17 protein-coding genes and 1 pseudogene are annotated in these 20,634 nt (G+C 67.2%); 7 read left to right on the forward strand and 11 right to left on the reverse strand.

Translation table 11 applies throughout. The annotated features are described in order from the left end of the window. Positions 1–9: 9 nt before the first annotated feature. Positions 10–1,029, reverse strand: a complete 1,020-nt coding sequence (locus EV643_RS19105; RefSeq protein ID WP_133801432.1) for a carbon-nitrogen hydrolase family protein — start codon at positions 1,027–1,029, stop codon at positions 10–12. 185 nt (positions 1,030–1,214) lie between these two features. Here EV643_RS19105 and EV643_RS19110 point away from each other — a divergent pair, with 185 nt between their 5' ends. From EV643_RS19110 to EV643_RS19140, 7 genes are all read left to right on the forward strand, one after another. Next, positions 1,215–2,165 carry a helix-turn-helix domain-containing protein gene (locus tag EV643_RS19110; RefSeq protein ID WP_133801433.1) on the forward strand — a complete coding sequence of 317 codons (951 nt, stop codon included), beginning with the start codon at positions 1,215–1,217 and terminating at the stop codon, positions 2,163–2,165. A gap of 203 nt (positions 2,166–2,368) precedes the next feature. Beyond that, positions 2,369–2,572 (forward strand): HTH domain-containing protein, encoded by a 204-nt coding sequence (locus tag EV643_RS19115; RefSeq protein ID WP_133801434.1) that lies wholly within the window; start codon positions 2,369–2,371, stop codon positions 2,570–2,572. Then, a complete protein-coding gene (locus EV643_RS19120; protein ID WP_133801435.1) occupies positions 2,569–3,153 on the forward strand; it encodes a helix-turn-helix transcriptional regulator in 585 nt (194 codons plus the stop codon). Before EV643_RS19115 ends, EV643_RS19120 begins: the two co-directional genes overlap by 4 nt. A gap of 45 nt (positions 3,154–3,198) precedes the next feature. Beyond that, on the forward strand, positions 3,199–3,564 hold the full coding sequence (locus EV643_RS19125) for a VOC family protein (protein WP_133801436.1): 366 nt from the start codon (positions 3,199–3,201) through the stop codon (positions 3,562–3,564). Beyond that, complete coding sequence (locus tag EV643_RS19130) at positions 3,564–3,953, forward strand: hypothetical protein (RefSeq protein WP_133801437.1); 390 nt, start codon at positions 3,564–3,566, stop codon at positions 3,951–3,953. The genes EV643_RS19125 and EV643_RS19130 overlap by 1 nt, the downstream gene beginning before the upstream one ends. 212 nt (positions 3,954–4,165) lie before the next feature. Beyond that, entirely contained in the window at positions 4,166–4,474 is a 309-nt protein-coding gene (locus EV643_RS19135) for a YciI family protein (protein WP_202869617.1), read from the forward strand. A gap of 13 nt (positions 4,475–4,487) precedes the next feature. Next, positions 4,488–5,456, forward strand: coding sequence for an RNA polymerase sigma factor (locus tag EV643_RS19140; protein ID WP_238165663.1), 969 nt, complete (start codon positions 4,488–4,490; stop codon positions 5,454–5,456). On the opposite strand, the pseudogene EV643_RS45710 reads toward EV643_RS19140, so the two are convergent. From EV643_RS45710 to EV643_RS19190, 10 genes and pseudogenes are all read right to left on the reverse strand, one after another. Beyond that, positions 5,349–6,083: pseudogene (locus tag EV643_RS45710) on the reverse strand (ABC transporter permease); the annotation flags it as partial. The gene EV643_RS19140 and the pseudogene EV643_RS45710 sit on opposite strands and share 108 nt — an antisense overlap. Next, positions 6,080–6,985, reverse strand: coding sequence for an ABC transporter ATP-binding protein (locus EV643_RS19150; protein WP_166665490.1), 906 nt, complete (start codon positions 6,983–6,985; stop codon positions 6,080–6,082). The gene EV643_RS19150 and the pseudogene EV643_RS45710, both read right to left, overlap by 4 nt. Before the next feature lie 56 nt (positions 6,986–7,041). After that, the gene (locus EV643_RS19155; RefSeq protein WP_133801441.1) at positions 7,042–8,067 is read right to left on the reverse strand and encodes a M14 family zinc carboxypeptidase; all 1,026 of its coding nucleotides are present in this window, start codon (positions 8,065–8,067) and stop codon (positions 7,042–7,044) included. Positions 8,068–8,275: 208 nt separating this feature from the next. Then, positions 8,276–9,226: a carbohydrate ABC transporter permease gene (locus EV643_RS19160; RefSeq protein WP_133801442.1), complete on the reverse strand. Its 951-nt coding sequence runs from the start codon at positions 9,224–9,226 to the stop codon at positions 8,276–8,278. Positions 9,227–9,238: 12 nt separating this feature from the next. Next, positions 9,239–10,183, reverse strand: coding sequence for an ABC transporter permease (locus EV643_RS19165; protein WP_133801443.1), 945 nt, complete (start codon positions 10,181–10,183; stop codon positions 9,239–9,241). Continuing rightward, positions 10,180–12,096 carry a glycoside hydrolase family 5 protein gene (locus EV643_RS19170; RefSeq protein WP_133801444.1) on the reverse strand — a complete coding sequence of 639 codons (1,917 nt, stop codon included), beginning with the start codon at positions 12,094–12,096 and terminating at the stop codon, positions 10,180–10,182. Before EV643_RS19170 ends, EV643_RS19165 begins: the two co-directional genes overlap by 4 nt. A gap of 34 nt (positions 12,097–12,130) precedes the next feature. Further along, entirely contained in the window at positions 12,131–13,771 is a 1,641-nt protein-coding gene (locus EV643_RS19175; protein WP_133801445.1) for an extracellular solute-binding protein, read from the reverse strand. A 45-nt stretch (positions 13,772–13,816) separates the two neighbouring features. After that, positions 13,817–15,769, reverse strand: coding sequence for an ADP-ribosylglycohydrolase family protein (locus EV643_RS19180; RefSeq protein WP_133801446.1), 1,953 nt, complete (start codon positions 15,767–15,769; stop codon positions 13,817–13,819). Beyond that, positions 15,762–17,837 (reverse strand): polysaccharide lyase family 8 super-sandwich domain-containing protein, encoded by a 2,076-nt coding sequence (locus EV643_RS19185; protein ID WP_166665491.1) that lies wholly within the window; start codon positions 17,835–17,837, stop codon positions 15,762–15,764. The genes EV643_RS19180 and EV643_RS19185 overlap by 8 nt, the downstream gene beginning before the upstream one ends. Then, entirely contained in the window at positions 17,830–20,457 is a 2,628-nt protein-coding gene (locus EV643_RS19190) for an alpha-L-rhamnosidase (RefSeq protein WP_166665492.1), read from the reverse strand. The genes EV643_RS19185 and EV643_RS19190 overlap by 8 nt, the downstream gene beginning before the upstream one ends. Between the last annotated feature and the right edge of the window lie 177 nt (positions 20,458–20,634).

Genomic DNA, 20,634 nt, shown 5'->3' on the forward strand with positions numbered 1-20,634 from the left:
CGTCCTCCCTCAGAGCGCGACGGGCTCGGGCACCGCGTCGGACTCGTCGATCTCGACCGTGATCACGGGCTTGGTCTCCGATACGTTCGGGAGCCGACCGGCGACCTGCATGTGCAGAGTGAAGACGTCCGGACGGGAGTAGTGGCCCACCGGGTCCGCAGCGTTCTTGGCGGCCAGGATCATCGCGTAGTCGATGTCGGCGTAGAGAATGCCTTCCTCCGTGGGCGCCAGCGGCGTCGCGAGCTCACGACCATCGGGCCCGAAGATCCGGGCGTGGCCGCCACCGAGGTTGAGGAGCTGCTTCTTCAGGTCGGTGTCGGCGAAGTGATCGTGGGCAGCCGGTCCGATCAGGCCGCAGGCCGCGAGCACGAAGCACTGGCCCTCGACGGCGTACTGGCGCGAGGCACCGGTGTTGACCTCGGGGCCGAGCGCGAAGGCGGAGCCCTCGAAGATCGAGAAGCTCGGCCAGCCGGCGATGTGCAACTGCTCGCCCTGGGAGTACATGGCGTACTTGGTCAGCGGCTGGAGGTGCTCCCAGCAGTTGAGCGCTCCGACCCGGCCGAGGGAAGAGTCGACGACGGTGATGTCGGAGCCGTCGCCGTCACCGAACTGGGTGCGCTCGACGTGGGTCGGCTTGAGCTTGCGGCGGGTCAGCACGGGCGCGCCGATCTCGTCGATGACGGCCTGAGCCATGTAGAGCGAGCCGCCTTGACGCTCACTGAAGCCGAAGGCGATCGTGATGCCGATGTTGCGGGCGGCATCCTCGACGCGCTGCCAGTTCGCGTCGCCGACCTCGATCGAGTTGGCGGCGTACTGGACGACGTACTGGCTTTGCCACGCGACCGAGTCCAGCCACACGAACCACGGGTAGCCCGGGATCCAGGTCTCCGGGAAGGCGACGATCTCGGCTCCGTTGTTCTTGGCCTCCTGCGAGTACGCGATGAGCTTGTCGACGCCGCCGGCGACGTCGCCCCAGACCGACTCGGCCTGGACGGCAGCGGCACGGAACTTCTTGGTGTAGTCAGGCATGGAGACCTCCTCGGGTTCGGGGCTCGTCGCGCCCCGGAGTTCTCACACCTTAGGAATGTGAATCGCGCCTCGCCCCGGCCTCGAGCGCACCGTTTCCGACGATTCGCGCACGCCGACTCGCCGGGCAACGTCGGGGTAACGCCAAGATCTTCACCCGAACCCCGCACCGGCCTATCCTCGACAGCGTGTCGCGTGTGGACGTCAGCTCCGTGGCGGGATGGGCAGAGGCGTGCAGTTCAGCCTTCGTGCCGCTGCGTGTGCGCTCTGCCTCCCTCAGCTTCACCGCAAGCCTGCAGCAGCACGTCCTCAGTCCGGAGGTCTCGCTCACCCGCGTGGCCAGTACCGCATCGGAGGTCTACCGCAGCGACCAGGTCATCGCGCAGCACCCGAGTGACGACGTTCTGGTCTCGCTGCACCGCAGCGGCAGCGGCTCAGTGGTCCAGCACGGGCGTCAGGCGACGCTCCGCGGCGGCAGCGCAGCGCTGTACGACGCCTCGTCGCCGTACACGTTGACCTTCCCAGGTCGGATGAGCGAGATCGTGTTGCAGCTCCCCCGTCGCGCGCTTCCCGGTTGCCGCGGCGCCTTGGCCGACCTCACCGCCCGGCCGCTTCCCGAGGGCGGTCCACTGCACGCCCTGACCGCTCTCGCCGCATCCGTCGAGCCGGATCCAGCCGTGAGCGGCAGGATCGAGGACGCAGCCGTTGCCGACGCGATGATCAGCCTGCTCACCGCATTGGTTGCCTCCGAGACCGCGTTCAACGCACCCCCGATCGATTCCCATGTACTGGCCACTGCTCTGCGCCGGTTCATCGATGAGCACCTCACCGATCCGCGGCTGAGTCCGGCGTACGTCGCCCAAGCCCACCACGTCTCGCTTCGCCTCGTACAGAAGTTGTTCGCCGCGGACGACGACTCACCGGCCGCCTACATCCGTCGCCGTCGGCTGGAGTCCGCACGGCGCCTGTTGCTCAGTGGCGAACCGGTCGCGCGGGCGGCACGCCTCTCTGGATTCAGTGACCCCGACACCTTCTGCCGTGCCTTCAAGCGCGAGTTCGGGAGATCCCCATCGTCTCTTCGCCACCTAACGACATCTGCTCGGGTGGCTGCCAATCCGCCTCGCCGAGCCGCTCCATAACAACCGGCCTAGGTCGTCACGAGCGCGTCGTGTGCCAACTGGCCCTGCCCAGCACGTGCTGCAGGCCATCAGGTGAGTTGTGAGCAGCATGCTCGGCCAGCGTCCAGCTCGAGCTCGAAGTCGCGATAGACACTGGCGTGCGGGAAGCAACCTCGCCACATGAACTTCAGCGCACTGTCCCCGCCCGCGTCTACGCTTCGAGCATGAACCGCATCGACCGCCTCTACGCCCTGGTGGAGGAGCTGCGGGCGGCGGGGCCCCGCGGGCGGACCGCCCGGCAACTGGCCGCGCACTTCGAGGTGAGTGTGCGCACCATCGAGCGCGACCTGAGCGCGCTCGGCCAGGCCGGGGTGCCGCTCGCGACGAAGCAGGGACGAGGGGCGGCTTCACGATCGACCGCTCGATGAGCCTGCCGCCGCTCAACTTCACGCCGCGCGAGGCGGCGGCCGTTGCGGTGGCGCTGAGCCGGAGCGAGCACGTGCTCTTCAAGAAGGACGCACGCAGCGCGCTGCAGAAGATCATGGCCGCGATGCCTGAGCGAGCACTCGACGAGGCGCGCACCACTGCCGAGAAGGTGCGGCTGCTCGTGCCGCCCGTTCCCGACCCCGACACAGAGATCGCCGAGGCCATCTGGCGGGCGGTTCGCGGAAACCACGTGCTCCGTATCCACTACATCGACGTCGGCGGCGTCGAGACAGTCAGAGAGGTCGAGCCGCAGCACGTCGTGGTCGGCCCCAACGGCTCCTACCTCACGGCCTGGTGCCACCTGCGGGGAGACGACCGGGTGTTCCGCATGGACCGCATCACCGAAGCCGAGCGGTCGCCGCGCCCGACCCGGCCGCGGCCCGCCCCCGAGCCGGTCGTCGACGGCCACGAAACGAAGCTGCCGGCGTCGGCCCTGCGTCCCGAGAATCTTCTGCCGAACTCCGAGATAGGGCTGTCGCGAACGACCGAGACGGTGGGTTCAGCCCGCCGCCCCGGCGGGTGATCCGAGCACAAGGAGAGACCCAAGACCAACCCCGCTCCCGGCACCCTGGCGTGGTTCGAAATCGCCACCAGCGACCCCGATGGCGCCCAGAAGTTCTACGGCAGCCTGTTCGACTGGGCCTTCGAGGCCGACGGGCCCGCGGCGTCCGGCGGCATGGACTGCCGCAACATCAAGGCCTCCGGCGCCGACGCCCCGATGGGCGGCATCGCCAACACCGGGGGGCAAGCGCCCGACCACGCGGTGTTCTACATCCTGGTCGCCGACATCGACACCACCTGCGCCGATGCCGAACAGCTCGGCGGCTTGGTCGTCAGCAAGCACCTCGACCCTGGCCCCGGCGCCCCGACGTTCGCGTACCTGCGCGACCCCGCGGGCAACCTGTTCGGCGTCTTCACCCCGCCGGCGGCCTGATGCCGGCGAACGACCAGGCGACGTCCCCGTCAGAGGGTTCCGGCGGGGACGCTGCCGGCTACACCCCCCGCGACCTCTACGATGAGCTCCTCGACGACCTGCTCTACGACCCCGCCATCGGCCGGGCCACAATGATGGGGTACCCCTGCGTGCGGCTGGCCGGACGCTTCCTCGCGAGCTACGACCACAAGGCAGCATGTCTGGTCGTGAAGCTGCCGCGCGAGCGGGTCACCGAACTCGTCGAGACCGGCACCGGCGACCCGTTCGCCCCCGCCGGCAAGGTCTTCCGCGAGTGGGTGGCCATCGCCACGCTCGATCGCGAGCTGTGGAGCACGGTGCTCGCCGAGGCCGTCGCCTTCGCGCGACAGTCGCTCGGCCACGAGCAGTGAGGAGCATGTACGTCGAGGTGGAGCCGCCGTACCGGGTTACCTGAAGCAGCTCGCGAAGCTCTCGCGAGACCTCATGCAGACCGAGCTGTCCATACTGGGAGTCCGGCGTTCGTAGTGAGGGTGAGAGCGGGAGTCGTGTCCCGCCGTACGGGAAGGGACCTCACATGACGTACTACATGTTGCGGCCAGGACGTGCTGCCCAGCGTCCGACGATGTCCGAGGACGATTTGAAGCAGCACATGGAGGCGATCCGGCGACTCGAGGCGGAGATGAAATCCTCCGGGGCCTGGGTGTTCGGCGGGCGGTTGCACGATCCTTCGACGGCGACGGTCGTGAAGGCCGAGGCGGGCGACGTACTGGCGACGGACGGGCCGTTCGCCGAGACGAAAGACCACCTTGGGGGCTTCTACCTGATCAGCACGAGCGATCTCGACGGGGCGCTGAGCTGGGCCGGGAAGGTCAGCGCACTCGTTCAGGCCTCCATCGAGGTCCGCCCCTTCGTCGACGAGATGACCTCCTGACGCGGGCTTCGCCATGACGGCTGAGGACGAGGCGATCGGGCGGATCTTCCGGGCGGAGTCCGGTCGGTCGGTCGCAGCCTTGATCGGAATGTTCGGCGATATCGACCTGGCCGAGGACGCGGTCCAGGAGGCGTTCACGATCGCCCTGCGGCGGTGGCCGACTGAAGGGCTGCCGCCCAACCCCGGCGGCTGGATCACCGTCACGGCACGAAACCGTGCGATCGACCGGCTGCGACGTGATGCCCGCGGCAACGAGTTGCTGCAGCAGGCCGCCGTACACCTGAGCCCACAGACCACGGGCGATGATCGACTGCGGCTCATCTTCACGTGCTGCCATCCAGCGCTGGCAGCACAGGCACAGGTCGAACTGACGCTGAGATTGCTGTGCGGACTGTCGACGGCGGACGTGGCCCGGGCATTCCTCACCAGCGAACCGACGATGGCCAAGCGCCTGGTCCGCACCAAGTACAAGATCAAGGCGGCCAACATTCCCTACCGGATCCCCGACGACACCGAACTCCCAGATCGCCTGAAGGCGGTCCTGGCGACCATCTACCTGACCTACACCACCGGCTACGGCAAGCCCGAACACTCCCCCGATCTGTCCGGTGAAGCCCTCGACCTGGGTAGAACCCTCCGGCTGCTGATGCCCGACGAACCCGAGGTCGCCGGCCTACTCGCACTCATGCTCCTCACCGAGGCTCGTCGCCGCACCCGCACCGGGTACGACGGCGCCCTGGCGCTACTACGGGATCAGGATCGGCGGCGATGGGATCGCGTTCTCATCCGGGAGGGGCACGCTCGCTCAGCGGGTGAGGTCGCGCCGGGTGAACTCGGCGGCCGCCAAGAGCAGGGCGACCGCCGGGACCGCCGCAAGGACCAGCAGGTCGCCTGCGGGGGCGTTGCCGGCGAGCAGGTCGATGGGCCGGAAGTAGTGGAACGGAGAGGCGAACCGCAGGCCGCTGATGCCGTCGATGAGTAGCGCGATGAAGTTCATGAAGAACCACGCGACCACGATGCCGACGGTGATGCCGATCGACTGTCCGCGCAGGCTCGACCGGGCTGAGACGAGCATGCCGACCATGGCGACGCCCACGAACAGCAGCCAGGAGCCGGTGAAAGCGCGTAGGACGGACCCGATCGACAACTCCCGGACCCCGTCGATCGTCTGTCTGGCGATCAGTACGCCGGCTAGACCTCCCAGCTCGGCAGCGGTAACGGCAATGATCGAGGCGAGCGCCTTGGCGAGCAGGAACGGCACGCGACCAACAGGCCGGGCGAGCACGAGGTCGATGGTGCCTCGCTCGACCTCCGTGGCCACTGACCCTGCGGCGACCAGCAGCGCCGACGAGGTCAGCAGCGAGAGGATGACGGGGTGGGTCATGCCGGCACTCAGCCATCCGTCGGCGTGGAAGAAGTCGGCTGAGCCGCCGAGGAATGCCGTGATGGCCTTGGGCGGCGACTGGAAGAAGGGCAGGTTCGGCGCCTCCTTGGTGAACGACGACGAGGCGAGGAGTACCAGGTAGAAGAACGCGCCGACGCCGAGGACGAGAACGCCGAGGGTGCGGCGCACCTGCCGCAGTGTCTGGCGGAACACGGTGGAGCTCATCGCGACCGGCCCTGGTCGGAGTCCCCGTAGATCTCGAAGAACGTTTCGGCGAGATGCTCCGGCTCGGAGAGGAACTCCTGCACGGCGAACGTCCCGAGTCGGCGCATCAGCGGCTCCATGTCGCCCCGGAACTCGAAGCGATGGATCAGCCCGTCGCTCTCCAGGCCCGAGACGCCCTCGATATCCAGTGCGGCCGCGTCGGCGAGCGGCTGCTTGAGCACGAGCGTGCAGTGCCGCACGCGCTCACCGGTGAGGTCCGCGGTCGCCCCGGTTCGCACGATCCGGCCGGCCTTGAGCACCGCGACCCGCTCGGTCGTCTCCTCCACCTCGGAGAGGATGTGGGAGGACAGGAAGATTGTCCCACCTGCCTGACGGTGCCCAGCGAGCAGTTCGACGAACCGCTCCTTCATGACGGGGTCGAGGCCTTCGGTCGGCTCATCGAGCACCAGTGCGCGGGGCTCATGCTGGAACGCCTGGATGATGCCGATCTTCTGCTTCATACCCCGTGAGTACAGCCTGACCTGGCGCCGCAGGTCGGCCTGGGACAGCTCCAGCCGATCGCACAGTTCCCGCCGGCGTACGGGTGCGCGCTGCTGCAGTGTGCCGAGGTAGTCGAGGCACTCGGCGCCGGTCAGCTGCGGCCACAGCCCGAATTCACCCGGTAGGTGCCCGACATCGGCCAGCACTGCGCCAAGGTCGGTGGCCACGTTGTGTCCGAGGATACGGATCACACCCGCCGTCGGCCGGACGAGGCCGAGCAAGCATCTGATCGTGGTCGTCTTACCGGCGCCGTTAGGGCCGACGTACCCGAAGGCATCGCCGTCGGCGACCGACAACGACACGCCATCCAATGCCGGCTTGCGGCGGTACCGCTTGACGAGCCCCTCAACCTCGATCGCCATCCCCATCGGCCGACCTCCGCTCGGTCCAAACCAACCCGTGGGCCAGGCGATTGCGTCTACTCGTCGTGGGGGTTCTCGACGAAGTCACCGCGTAGTGGGATGGTGTCCGCGCGGGCCGGATCCTGGGTGAAGACCGTGCCCTCTGCGATCGACTCCAGCAGCGCACCCATCGACGCGTACGCCGTCCGGACCAGCATCCCGGCACTCTTCTGCCCGATGTCGCCGCGCAGCTCGACCAGGACGCTGCCGGCACCGCGGATGCCGTAGGAGTTGCGCGCGATCCCGCGCGGCAGCGTGCCCGGGTACTGGCTGACCTCGGCGAACCCGTAGTGCATCAGCGTGTCGAAGATGACCAAGCACATCTGCCGGGACAGCGCGACCGCCGACGCCGGCGCGTCGGGGTGGTTCGGCCAGAAGATCGACGTGGTGATCAGGTCACCGTCGGCGCTGCGGTAGGAACCTTGGTGGTGGTAGTCGACGACCATCTTCGGCTGATACCTGATCGCGACGCGTTGCACAGCGGCAGCCTCCGGCACCGGATTCGCCTCCGGCGCGACGGCCGGATCGTGCCAGCGATTGACGTCGAAGCCGACGCCCGGCGTACAGAAGGCGCCGGAGCAGTCCGGATCGTGGTTCTCCCGCTGGAACCGCTCGGAGCCGTCCGGGTTCACCTTGGGGATGACCAGCAGGGTGATCTTGCTGAGAATCGCGTCCCAACCTGCGCCGCCGTTGCCCAGCCGCTGCAACAACTGCAGCGCAGCCTCCGTGCCGAGCGGCTCGTTGCCATGCTGCTGCGTGATGTAGAGGACCCTGGTCGGGCCGGTACCGACCTTCGCCAGATAAAGGTCGCGGCCTTCGTTCGACCGGCCGACAGTCTCCAGCGAGACCCGTCCGTTGGACTGGCGCTCGATCTGCCGGAGCGCCTTGACCATCTCGTCGTACGAATGCAGACGCTCCAGGCTGACCTGCTGGGAGTCCTGCACCCAGGGGCCGTTCGGGACAGTCTGTGGGTCGGCCGTCGCGGTGGCCGTGGTGGCCACAGCGAGGCTTACCACCAGCAACACAGGGATGAGTCGGCGCATGGCGGGCACCTCCGGGAAAGGCGTCTCGAGTTGTGCCCCCGACCCTAGTTACGCCAATGGACCCCTGCAACGGCTCGACGACAGCGGCTTCACCGCCGCAGACACCGGACATCTGCTGGCCTGGTCCGGATCGACCTGGCTCCGCCCGACACTGCCCATTGCGCCATTGTCCGTCAGCGGGCCTCAGCCGAGCTCAGTGCGCACCGGCTCAGCCCTTGACGGCACCGATCAGGAGGCCTTTGGCGAAGTGGCGTTGGAGCAAGGGGTACACCAGCAGGATCGGGACCAGGGAGATGACGAGGATCGCCATTTGGAGCGACTGTTGCGGTGGCGGGGCTTCGCCGACGAGATTGAGCTGGTCGGCACTGAGGACGGCGTTGTCGACGACATAGGTGCGCAGGACCAGTTGGAGTGGCCACTTCGCCGTGTCGTTGATGTAGAGAAGTGCGGAGAAGAAGCTGTTCCAGTAGGCGACGGCATAGAACAGACCCACGACGGCCAGGACAGCCTTCGACAGCGGCAGCACGATGCGAGTGAGCGTCTGGAACTCACCGGCGCCGTCGATCCGGGCGGAGTCGAGCAGGTCCTGCGGTAGGTCCATGAAGAAGGCCCGCATGACGATGACATTGAACCCGTTCACCAGCACGGGCAGGATCAACGACCAGTAGCTGTCGAGCAGACCGAGCTGGCGGACGGTGAGATATGACGGGATGATGCCTGGGCTGAACAGCAGCGTCAGCAACACCATCATCAGCAACGGCTTGTGGGCAAAGGTGCGTGGCCGGGTCAGGGAGTACGCGAGCCCGGCGGTCACGGCCAGCGACAGCAGCGCGCCGACCACCGTGATCCCCAGAGAGACGGTGAGGGCACGGGTGACGACGCCGCCGGCGAAGATCGCCCGGTAGGCGTTCAAGGACGGGTTGTCCGGCCAGAGGACGAACCCGCCGGCCGTGGTGATCTGCCGCTGGTCCGCCAAGCTGGTCGAGACCACGGACACGATCGGCAACACCACGACCGTGCAGCAGGCGAGCAGTACGACGCCTTTCAGCGCCCGCATCGGGATCGACGGTGGCGCGACGCCGTTGACGGTGCGCAGGCGAGGTGATCCGGCCGGCGCGTCGCGACGGCCTACGGCGAACGTGAGGGCCTTGGTGGTCATCGCAGATTCCTCTCACCTGTCATTGGCGTAGATGCCACGTTCACCGAACAGATGCGCGACCCGGTTGGCGGCAAGGATGAGGGCGACACCGACGAGACCCTTCACCAGGCCGACCGCGGAGGAGACGCCCCAGTTCCCGCCGAGGATGCCGTTGGAGTAGACGTAGGTGTCCAGGACCTCGGAGGCATCCGTGCCGACCGGACCTTGCTGCAGGATGATCTGCTCGAACCCGACGGTGAGAACGTCGCCGAGCTTGAGGATGAGCAACAGTACGACGACGCCCCTGATGGCGGGCAGCGTGACATGCCACAGCTGCCGCCAGCGGGAGGCGCCGTCCACGGCGGCCGCCTCGTAGAGGGCGAGGTCGACGCGGGACAGCGCGGCGAGGAAGAGGATGGTTCCCCAGCCCGCGTCCTTCCAGATCACCTGCGAGGTGATCAGAACCTTGAAGAGACCGGGGTCGCCGATGATGTGCAGGCCCTCGAGACCCCGGGCGTGCAGCCAGGTGTTGAGGAGGCCAGCGTTGCCGAGCAGCTGCTGGAAGATCGCCACCACGATCACCCAGGACATGAAGTGCGGAAGGTAGAGCACAGACTGCACCACGCGCTTGATCCGCTCCGACAGCAATGAGTTCAGCAGCAACGCGATCGCGATGGGGGCCGGGAACACGAGGACCACCTGGATGAACGAGATGATGAGGGTGTTGGTCAAGGCGTTGAGGAACTCGGGGTCGCCGTTGAAGATCACCCGGAAGTTCTCCAGCCCGACCCACGGCGAGTCGCGGATCCCGATGAAGGGCTGGTAATCCTTGAACGCGATCACATTGCCGAGCATCGGCAGGTAGTGGAACAGCAGGATCACCGCCACCCCCGGCAGGCCCAGCAAGAGCACGAACTTGTCCCGTCGCAGCCGGGCCCAGCGCGAGGTCGTGCCGGCGCCTTCCACGGTTGCGCTCATGCGCCCACCACGATCGACCTAGCTGGCTCCGTGTGCCCGGCCGTGTCGATCGAGCGGTATCCGACAATGTGGGTATCACCGGGGCTGAAACGGAGTCCGTCTGCAGGTACCGGCTGCCAGTCCGTGCCTGGCCCGACGATCCGGTACTCCGTGCGCTCGACCGCCGCTCCGTCGTACGCCGCGGCTGTGAAGGTCACATGGGCGGCGTCGTGGACCACGGCCTGCGTCGTTGGTGGATGCACCTCGACCAGTGGACCGAGGTCGACCAGTTCGACGGAGTCAACGATGAACGTCGTGGCGCTGTTCGCCCAGAGTCGAATGCTCGTCCGACCGGCGCCGGCCGACGGTACGAACTCCAGCTCTCGCACGGTGAACTGGCCGGTCGGCGACGCGTCCGCGACGATACCGCTGCCGACCGGAGTGTTGACCTCGGTCGCGTCCTGGTGCCAGAAGCGCACCGACCCCGGGCCATCGACCCGGAACCGTGCCCGCAGGCGGTACCTGTTCTCGTCCGTCACCGCGATCCACTCCTGGTCGATGCCCTTGCCAGGACCGGAGCACGTCACCTTCTGCATCGGCGAGCCGTCGACCTGGACGAAGGAGGCCGTGGCCTGGCTCCCCTTGCTCCACCAGTCCGCCAGGCCGTTCCGGTCGAAGTCCTCGGTGAGATCTCCGTTCGCGAGGAGGTTGGCCGGCGCGGGGAAGCTGCCTGGTGGCAGGAACGCGTTCGCAGCGAAGTAGCCCTTCACAATCAGCTCGCGATCGGTCGGTTCGGTCGCCCTGGCCACGAGCCGGTTCGCGTCACTGGTCATCTGCTCGGTGAACTCGGTGTCCCAGCCGTGCCACTCGGCGAAGGCGTGGTAGCTCCAGCTCCACCCGTACTCGTCGTACAGCTCGATCAGGTCGCGGATGTAGTTCGAGGCGCCGGGCGCCCAGCGGATCGCGCTGAACTCCCCCACGTAGATCGGCACCCGGTACTTCAGCTCGACGTGGCGGACCGGCGCGAGGAGTTCGCGCAGCTTGTCCTTGTCCCAGTACGTGTCGCCGATCATCCCGGGGTACGTCGACTTGTCCGGCCAGTCCGACGTGGTCGGAGCCGAGTTGAACGTTCCCAGCCCTTGGTGGCTGTACGGGTAGGGGTCGTAGACGTGCGGGCTGTAGATGACCCGCGGGTCGTCGATCAGGGGGAAGTCGCCCTGGTACTTGATCGGGTAGCCCGGGCCGGCGTCGATCCACTCGTTCTCGATGAACCCGCGCGGCAGCGCACCCGGCCCGGGCTCCAGCACGATCGGCGTGGTCGCATCGCGGGTCCTGATGTCGTCCACCATCGCCTGCGCCCACCCCGGCCACTTGCTCGCGCCGAGCGGGAGTTCGTCCCGGTTGTAGGGCTCGTTGAGGAGGTCGTATCCCCAGATGTAGTCCCGGTACGGCGTGATGCGCTGGACGATGTCCCGCCAGGCACCGATGAGGACGTCCAGATTGCCGTCATTGGCCCAGAATTCCGGTCGTTGGAAGGGGATCCGGTCCCCGTTCGGGGGTTGGTGCAGATCGACGATCACCCACATACCCAGTCGGGCGGCCTCGCGGACGCCGGCCTCGAGCAGCTCGAGCTGGAGGTGCCACGCCTGCGCCACGGACATCCCACCGCTCGCCGCCATCGACTGTGGGGTCAGGAAGTACCGGACCGCGTTCGCGCCGAAGTTCTCCCTGGCCCGGACGTAGTCCCTCGGCCGCACTGAGTTGACACTGCGGATCATCGGTGGCTGGAAGCCCGCCGCCTGTGCCTGCGGGGCAGCCTGTGGGGGTAGCGACGGGGTCGCGTTAGCGCCGGCCGGGGCGATGGCATCACCCAGCACCACGCCTCCGATCGCCACCCCGCCGAATTGAAGAAACTGTCGCCGGCTGCTGTTCATGACCGCCCTCCTCCAACCCGTGTCAGTCCGGGCGTCATCCGTTGGCTTCGTGGTAGGACTGCTCGTACTCGGCTCGCATCTTGTCGCCGCCGTTGCGCCGCCACTGCTGGACCGTCTGATCCCAGTCGGAGAACTGCTTGCGCCCGGCAAAGATGTCGCGCAGCGTGTCGTCGAGCTGCTTGTCGAGCTGGGCTCCCTTCGCGCTCTGCGTCTCGGAGAACAGGCCGATCGACGGATCGGCAATGGCCAGCGGCATGATCTGCTCCTGGAAGGCGTGCTCGGCCTTGGTCAGCGCCGGTTTGCCCGACTCGTACAGCACGGCCGGCGAGTCCGACAGGTACTTCACCGGCACGGACAGCTCGGTCTCCCCGGTCTTGTTCAGCACCGGCTCGCTGCCCTTCAGCTCGTAGTGCACGCCCGGGAGGCCGTACTTGCGGAACTGGTACTCGGCCGTGCCGAACGGCGCGGCGAGCCAGTTGCAGATCCCCAGCAGCTCGGTGATCTTGGCCTTGTCCGCCGTCGGGAAGCTGACGATGCCGAAGGCGCCGCCACCTGCCCAGTGGACTCCCTTCCCGCCGTCCCGACCGGGCGGAAGCATCGCACCGACGACGTTGTCGGGATCCTTGGAGTCCGTCGGCGCGATACCGGACCAGGCACCGGCCCCGTCACGGTTGATCGCCACGGTGCCGGCCTGCAGCCATTGCTTGACCTGGTCGGTCTCGGCGGCGGCTGCGTCAGGGTGGAACACACCGTCCTTGAGGAGCGTCAGCATGTCGCCGAGCGCCTGCTTCGCTTCCTCGGTCTCGTAGTGGTGGGTGAACTTCCCGTTCTCCTCGCGCCACGTGTTCGGCGCACCGGCCATCTGCTCGAGAAACGCCAGGAAGGTCGGCGGATGACCCAGAGCCCAGCGGTTGTTCTTCGCGTCGGTCAGGCCTTTGCAGAGCTCACGGAACTCGGCGAAGCTCTTCGGCTGGCGCTGCAGGCCTTTTGCCCGGACCAGGTCGTCGCGGACGAACACGATCGTGCCGACCGTTCCGCGCGGGATGGGCACGCCGTAGATGCCGCCGCCAAATACCGCGTTGCGCCAACTGGGGGTCGGGATATTGGCGAGGAACGGGTAGTCCTTGACAGCGTCGCCGGACAGGAACTCGTTGAGGTTCTGGAACTTCGAGCGCAGCAGCGCCTGGAACTGCGGCGGCTTCAACGCGGCGAAGAACTGCACCATGTCCGGCAGGTCGCCGCCCGCGATGACCGTGGCGAGCTTGTCTGCGTAGTTGGCGTTCGGTACGACGTTGATCGCCAACTCGGTGCCGAGTCGCTTGTTGAGCTCCTGCCAGTACCGGTTTCGGTCGACGGCCGGCGGCACTGCCCCGTAGGTAAGGGTCATGGCGGTCACGGTGCCGCCCGTTCCTGGTGGCTCCTTGATCACCGAGACCGGATCCGCGGGATAGACGGAATAGCCGGCCAACACGCCTTGTGCGTTGCCGGGCAGGTCGGGCTTGACGCCGGCATAGGGCAGGTAGGTCGGTAGCTTGACCTTCCCTCCCGCTTCCGCGCTGGCGCCGGCGGTTGAGCCACTCGAGCAGCCTGCGAGTACAGACCCCGATCCGAGCGACAACAGGGCCGCACCGCCCAGGCCACGCAGGACGGATCGACGGGTCACCTGATCAGACATGACAACACCTCCAAGAGATTCGGGTCGTTCAGTCCCACGGGCGGTTCAGTCCCAAGGGAAGTGGGTCCGGCCGAGCTGCGTCAGTGCAGTGCGGAACCGGTCCGGGCTGGCGAACAACAGGTGGCAGTCGGCCGCCGGGGCATCCATTCGGCGGACCAGCTTGATGAGTAATTCGTTCCAGCCGGCCCGAAGGCCGACCTGCCCGGCGGAGTCCGGGCTACCGCGATGGCAGGGCCGCACGCCGCGGTAGCGGTTCGCCGTGGCGACCGGCTCGTCGTTCACCCAGAACCGGACCGGGCAGTTGGCGTCGACCACCACCCAGGCGTCCTGCGCCATCTCGGCGTACACGAATGTCTGCAGGTACAGCACACCGGGATCGGCGAACTCCCCGGCGACCGGCAAGCTATTGCCACTAGCAACAACCTCGCGCCAGGAACCGTCTCTGCTGTCGCTGGCGAGAACACTGCCCCGTACCCGCTCTGGTGGAAACGGAGTGTCCAGTGGCCACTCGTCCCCATAGCCATTGGCGTCGTAGGGTCCGCTCACTCGGCATGCGGCACCACCCAGCAATACCAGCGGGACCGCCGGCAGCTCGGGGCGATCAACGGGAGAGACCCGCAAGAAGAGCCGGTTGCTGTCCTGCAGGAGGGCCCGGACAGGTACGTCGATCCGCCACGTCAGCGGCGTTTCCGATCCGGGCAGTACCTCGACCTCCTGCACCGGTGGCGCCTTCCATCCATCCGATACGTCGACTGCGCACCGGACCGTGATCGGGTCGCGGCGATCGTTGCGCACAACCGTCCGCAGCTCCTTGACGCCGTCCGCCGCAACCGTCGGGCCGTCGAGATAGTCGACCGCGACGCGCAGATCGGCGTGCTGATACTCGACCGTCGTCGGGCTCGCCGACCAGAGGTCGCGCACCGAGGCGTCCGCGTAGAGCTCGTCCTCGGTCGTTCGCAGCACGCCGTCAGCCCCGACGGCGCCGGCCGCGCCGAGCACCGTGAGCGCGACCGCACGGATCCGCTCGGCCAGCTCCCCCAGCTCGGTCGGCGCCGGCCGAGGCAAGTCGGACAGATGGCGTACCCCGCCCCATGACTCGTTGGTCGCGATGGTGTCACCCAGCGGTGCGATCCACCGCTCGGGCAGGCCGGAGCGGCCGGCGAGAATGCCGAGGTAGCTACCGATGGCCGCGCCCGAGGAGTCGGTGTCGTACCCGCAGTTGACGGTGGTGCAGATCCCGTCTCCGAAGTCCTCGCCGTACAGCAGGCCGATCACCTGGAAGCCGAGATTGATCGGCGAGTACTGCGCCACGTGATGCGGCGTGGCCGCCAGCACCCGGCGCCGGGTCTCCCGCCAGTCCAGCCCGCCGGCGTGACCGTCGACCGCCGTACGGATCGCGACTGCGGTCTTGCTGTTCTGAGGGACGTACGACAAGCCGACGTCGATCAACTGGTGCCGGTCTGAGACCACGAATGCCGCGGACTCGACCGCCGCGTTGAACATCTCGCCGTACACCGACTCCCCACCGGCGTGGTCGCAGATCGCGTCCTGATAGGCATACCGCGTCGCGACGCGAGGCGCGCCCGGTGCGACACAGGCCCAGATCTCCGAGCGGATCGGGCTGCCCATGCAGTCGACGAACCAGTTGTTGTGAGACCCGCTGAGCGGAGGTTCCAGGCCCAGCCTGAGGTTGGCCTTCGCCATGCCGTACTCGTCGAAGTTGTAGCCGATGTGGTCCAGCCAGTACCGGGCAAGGTCCCGCGCCAGAATCCCCGGTCCGACCTCCTCCAACGCAAGCAGCCAGACCAGCTGCATCTCGAGATCGTCGTTGGGAATCCCGCCGGCGCGCAGCTCCGGATACCACCGGACGTCGAGCGGTTCCGGCGTACCGAACATCTCCTCCAGCGGCGCACCGAGCGTGCCACCGGCGTTCTTGCCGAGCCAGCAGCCGTACACCTTGTCGTAGAAGACCTCACCGTGCAGGTCGAGTTCAGGCATTGCTCGTCTCCATCCGATCGGTCAGGCGGAATCCGCGGGGTGGCGAACAGATAGCCGTCGTGGTCTGCCCTGCGAATCCCTCGCCGGGCAGCTCGATGCGTACATCGAGACGGCCGCCGGTAGCGAAGCCGAGTCGGACGATCGCTGTGCCGGGCTGGCCGAGCGCGCTCGCAACCGCGATCCGAAGGCCGAGCGGCTGCTCGCTCAGCTGAATCAGCACCGGCCGGTCGACCTCGACGTCCGCGATCTCCGGGATACGCAGGACGCCGGGTTGGTGAAAGACCGCCTGGACAATGCCCAGTTCTCGATGCCAGACGGCCTGCAGGTGGGCGGTGTTGGTCAAGACCGCCAGCCGGGACATGTCAGCCCGTGCGGCGAGCTCCGCGGGTGTGGTGTCCGGGATGACGACGTAGGCGTAACCACCGTCGGTCGGGCGCTGCCCGTGGTCGACCCAGAGGCTGAACAGGACCTCATGGATCGGATCGGTGGATTGGCTCCTACTGATGTCGGCCCAGCTGCCGGTCCGGTCGACCACGGCACAGCCGACCGCGGCGGTGTACGGAAAGAGATACCCGACGCTGTTGTGATAGACCCACCGCACGTCAGGCAACGACCGCTCGCCGGTGAGGATCTTGTTCCGGCCGGCTGCCGTGGCGTATTCGACCTGCCCGGCGCACGTCGTCTGCTCGATCGTGGTCTGCACCGGACAACGAGCTCTGGGGGCCTCGATCCCGGCGCCGAGCGCGACGTACTCGTCCTCGAAGAAGAACCAGGCCTTGCAGGCACTGATGCCGTCCTTGCGTAACTGCATCGCAGCCAGCCCCGAGTTGCCATCGGCAACTCCACCGCAGCAGGATGAACCGCCGGTGATCCAGTTGCCCTGGCCGTCCAGCCCAAAAGTCCCCATCGGATCAGGACCAGCTTGCGGCTCGGTCGTCGTACCGGGGAGCCGGCGCCAGTCCCAAACCGGGGCCAACTCATGGGCTTGTCTGTCACTGCGTTGCAGCAGACACAATCCGTCGGCAACGTGCCAGTTCCGCAGGCCCTCCCCGTTGCCGCTCTCTGGCAACACGGTGCGGGTCGAGGACGTCTTCACCGAGGCCGACCATCGCCTGCGATGCACGGCCAGGTAGTCCGAGCGCCAGAAGTACCGCACACCGACGACCGGTGCGCGGTCGGCCTCAGCGAGCCGCGCGGCGAACGCCAGCAGTTCAGTACGCCGTGGAGCGTCGGCGCCGGCGAGTGCACGGACCGCGCGGGCCAGCTCATGCGCGCGCTTCGCCGCGCCCGGTCGTGAGCTCTCCCGCCCCTGGCAAGCCAGGTCGTACCGACCGTCGCGCATCATCCATCGCTGACCGTCGAGGAGACAGTCGGTGAGCACCCCGAGCGCCCTGTCGGTGAAGGCGAAAGGAGTCCCCGCGGCCAGCGCGACCAGAGCAATTGCGTCGCACGCGAAGGCGTGGCCGTAGCCACCTGAGTAGAGCTGTGCACCATGTTGGTGGAAGCTCTGGTCGGGCTGGATGCCTTCGCCAGTCGTTGTCACCAAGACATTCGCTGAGCGCGCGAAGGCATCGGCCAGCAGGTGCGGGTCACTCGTCAGCAGACCACGGCGGATCTTCGCCTGCGCCACCCACAATGCGTTCTGCCCGGTCATCTGCTCCCACCGAGAACGCGAGAGAACCCAGGCGATTCTCCTGCGCTGGTCACTGGTCAGATAACCGTCCAGCAGCGTCGCCGCGCCGCCGAGCGCAATCGGGGTGCCGATCTGGTTGTGCCACCAGTTGTCACTGCGCGGATCGCGCACGAGCCATAGCTCGAGGGCGCGGAAGGCCGCATCGCGCGCTGCCGGGTCGCAGCCGGCCCGGCAGGCGAGGCTGATCAAACCCTGCAGATGCGTCGAGGGTGACCACGTGGCGGCGGAACGGTCCTGGTAGTCGACGTCCGGCCACTCGCCGTCGGCACCGGGAAGCACTGGGGCGACGTTCCCGTCCCGCGCGACCTGATCCCTGAGAACGGCGCACAAGCGACGGCGTATCAGCGGGATCGCACTCATCACGACGTTACTCACCACGGAATGTCCAGGTGCCGTCGTGGCGGTAGTGGACGTCGTACCCTCCATGCATCGGCACATGGATCTCAGCCGTGACGCCCGGAGGGATGTCCGCGGTGATCTCGATGCCGTCGGTCATCCGACGCCACTGCGCGGTGATCGGCCCGCGGACAGTCGTCAGAGAGGCCTTGGCCCAGCCCAACGCCGCAGGGGGAACTGGACGGATGCGGACTTGTGCGTAGCCGGCGGCGCCCGGGCGGATACCGGCGATGTCCTCATAGAACCACTGGTCCACGGTGCCGTAGAAATGATGATTGCGGGATCGCGCATCGGCATGCCACGCCTCGAACAGCGCGGTGGCGCCCTGGTCGATCCAGTAGCCGTAGCCGGGGTAGGTCCGCTGCGTCGCCACCACATAGGCGAGATCGACCAGCCCGTTGTCGCTGAGCAACGGGAACAGGTACTTCGTGCCGAGCACGCCGGTGTCGAGATGGTTGCCGCGGGCACGGATATCGGCGACCAGCCCGTCCAGCACGGCCGACCGCTGGTCGTGCGGGACAAGGTCGAAAGCCAGGCCCAGCACATTCGGCGATTGTCGGTACTCGGTCGCGACCTCGCCGTGGCAAGCAACTGACGCCTGGTCGAAGAAGGTCGCGGTGAATCCGTCGCGGACCAGCCTGCCGATCTCGTCGTACGCGGGTAGATCCTGGTCATGCCCTAGGACGGCGGCGATCTGCTTCAGGAGCGTGACGATCCGATAGGTGTACGCGGTCTCGTGGACCGCCGGTCCCTCGGGCGGCCTGCCGTTGGCACCTGGCGCCAGGAAGTCACCGAGTCCGCCGTACACGACGCCGCCGTCGATCGCGGTTGAGAGGAAGTCCAGGTAACGGCGCTGGCCGTCGTAGTGGCGCGCCAGGATCCTCTCGTCGCCGTAGTGGCGGTACATCGTCCACGGGATCTCGAAGTAGGCGGCGTCCCAGGCCGGCACGGGTGCCGTGATCGACGCGTCGCTGCCCCGGTAGCCCCAGCCACTGGTCGGGACGATCGGTGGCAGTTCCCCGCTCGGCAGCTGGGCGTCGGTGAAGTCCTGCAACCACTTGGTGTAGACGCGCGGCATGAAGAAGTTGTAGGAGGCAACGTTCGCGGTCAGGTGCGCGTCCGCCGTCCAGCCGTTCTTCTCGTATGTCGGGGTGTCGGTCGGCAGGCCGTGCAGATTACTCAGGATCGCGCGACGACAGCCCTGGTGGATCCGGTTGACCAGCTCGTCGTCGCAGGCGAAGTCACCGGTCGACGCCACATCGGTGTGCAGCTCCACGGCACGGACGTCTTCGGGCCGGAGCTTGCCGGGATGTCCCTCGATCTGCATGTACTGGAAGCCCTTGTAGCTGAACTGCGGCGCGAAGACCTCTTCGTCCTCACCCGCCAGCACATAGGTGTCGGTCTGGATGTCTCCATCGATGTGGTTCTGGCTGATGTCGACCAACCCGTCCGCGTCGAGGCGCTCGCCGTACCGAATGGACAAGCAAACCCCGCGCCGGCCGGAGACAGTCAGCCGTGCATGGCCTGCGAGCTGCCGGCCGAAGTCGACGACCTGCACACCGTCTTGGGGCTCGGAAACTCCTACCGGCTCGGTCTCAGCGACGGCTCGGATCGGCTCCTGCTGCTGTGACCGCAGCGCTCCTCCGGGCGGCGCACTCGCCACCGCCGGCTGCCAGGCCGTGTCGTCGTAGTCGGAAAGCTCCCAACCGGTACGACGTAGCCGGGCGTCGTATTGCTCTCCGAGGAACAGCGAGTCGAAGCGGGTCGGCCCATCGGCGGCTCGCCACGACGGGTCGGAGACGATGTTCGCGACGGTCCCATCCGCGAACCAGACCCTCAACAGCGCGAGCAGTTTGGGGTTGTCCCACCAGGGCGCCTTGTGCCAGAACCAGACGTTGGAGGCCGGCTCGCCATATCGCCCGCGACCGAGTTCCACCGCTAGGACATGCGATCCGCCGGCGCCACGACGGAGGGTCTCGGTGGCGTCGTGCACGGTGTAGAGGACCGTCTCGGCGTAGTTGGTCGGCGCTGGGTCCAACAGGTTCGTGCCGATCCGATGCCCGTCGAGGTGCGCGACGCCGTAGCCCAAGGCACTGATGTAGAGCCGCGCCCGATCGATCGGACGATCAGGAAGCCGGAAGGTCTTGCGTAGCAGGGGTGCGGGCAAGGCGTCCGCCGAGAGTTCGTCTGCTGGGAGGTTGCGCGTGATCCACTGGGCGCAGCGCCACTCCCCTGGAGTGAGCAGACCCATCTCGAATGTCGCCGGCGCAGCCCAGGCTGAGACATCACCGGCCGGATCCCACGTCCGCACGGACCAGTAGTAGCGGTGGGCCGAGCCCAGTTCTGTTCCAGCGAAGGCGATCTGATCGGTCTGGCTCGACACGACCTTGCCCGAGTCCCAGATGTCGGCGCCACCGGAGAGGCAGTCTGTTCGCGTCGAGGCGACCCGCACCTGGTACGCGCGCTGACCTCCCACTCCACCGCCTCTCGGGTGAGCGGGCAACCAGGAGAACCTTGGCCGGGCGTCTTCAACACCGAGTGGATCTGTGCAGTACTCCGTCCGCAGCTGATCCGGCCGGGCGGCGTGTTCAGGCTTCATGGTCATGGGACTCCACCCACCTAGGGAGCCGAGCAGGGAAGGTTGCTGAAACGTTTCACGGACGTCACGTAGGCATCACAGTAGAAATAGCAGGCTAAGCTGTCAATAGATCGGGCGCACTCCCGATAAGCTTGGATGATATCTAGCCGGATAACCTGTTAATCTCGTTGCATGATC

The organism is Kribbella caucasensis, assembly GCF_004361855.1.
Taxonomy (GTDB): domain Bacteria; phylum Actinomycetota; class Actinomycetes; order Propionibacteriales; family Kribbellaceae; genus Kribbella; species Kribbella caucasensis.

What these genes read in the sequence shown, in the direction of transcription:
- EV643_RS19105 (WP_133801432.1), bottom strand. Translation starts at nt 1,029, where the DNA reads ATGCCTGACTACACCAAGAAGTTCCGTGCCGCTGCCGTCCAGGCCGAG.
- EV643_RS19115 (WP_133801434.1), top strand. Translation starts at nt 2,369, where the DNA reads ATGAACCGCATCGACCGCCTCTACGCCCTGGTGGAGGAGCTGCGGGCG.
- EV643_RS19120 (WP_133801435.1), top strand. Translation starts at nt 2,569, where the DNA reads ATGAGCCTGCCGCCGCTCAACTTCACGCCGCGCGAGGCGGCGGCCGTT.
- EV643_RS19130 (WP_133801437.1), top strand. Translation starts at nt 3,564, where the DNA reads ATGCCGGCGAACGACCAGGCGACGTCCCCGTCAGAGGGTTCCGGCGGG.
- EV643_RS19135 (WP_202869617.1), top strand. Translation starts at nt 4,166, where the DNA reads ATGTCCGAGGACGATTTGAAGCAGCACATGGAGGCGATCCGGCGACTC.
- EV643_RS19140 (WP_238165663.1), top strand. Translation starts at nt 4,488, where the DNA reads ATGACGGCTGAGGACGAGGCGATCGGGCGGATCTTCCGGGCGGAGTCC.
- EV643_RS19150 (WP_166665490.1), bottom strand. Translation starts at nt 6,985, where the DNA reads ATGGCGATCGAGGTTGAGGGGCTCGTCAAGCGGTACCGCCGCAAGCCG.
- EV643_RS19155 (WP_133801441.1), bottom strand. Translation starts at nt 8,067, where the DNA reads ATGCGCCGACTCATCCCTGTGTTGCTGGTGGTAAGCCTCGCTGTGGCC.
- EV643_RS19160 (WP_133801442.1), bottom strand. Translation starts at nt 9,226, where the DNA reads ATGACCACCAAGGCCCTCACGTTCGCCGTAGGCCGTCGCGACGCGCCG.
- EV643_RS19165 (WP_133801443.1), bottom strand. Translation starts at nt 10,183, where the DNA reads ATGAGCGCAACCGTGGAAGGCGCCGGCACGACCTCGCGCTGGGCCCGG.
- EV643_RS19170 (WP_133801444.1), bottom strand. Translation starts at nt 12,096, where the DNA reads ATGAACAGCAGCCGGCGACAGTTTCTTCAATTCGGCGGGGTGGCGATC.
- EV643_RS19175 (WP_133801445.1), bottom strand. Translation starts at nt 13,771, where the DNA reads ATGTCTGATCAGGTGACCCGTCGATCCGTCCTGCGTGGCCTGGGCGGT.
- EV643_RS19180 (WP_133801446.1), bottom strand. Translation starts at nt 15,769, where the DNA reads ATGCCTGAACTCGACCTGCACGGTGAGGTCTTCTACGACAAGGTGTAC.
- EV643_RS19190 (WP_166665492.1), bottom strand. Translation starts at nt 20,457, where the DNA reads ATGAAGCCTGAACACGCCGCCCGGCCGGATCAGCTGCGGACGGAGTAC.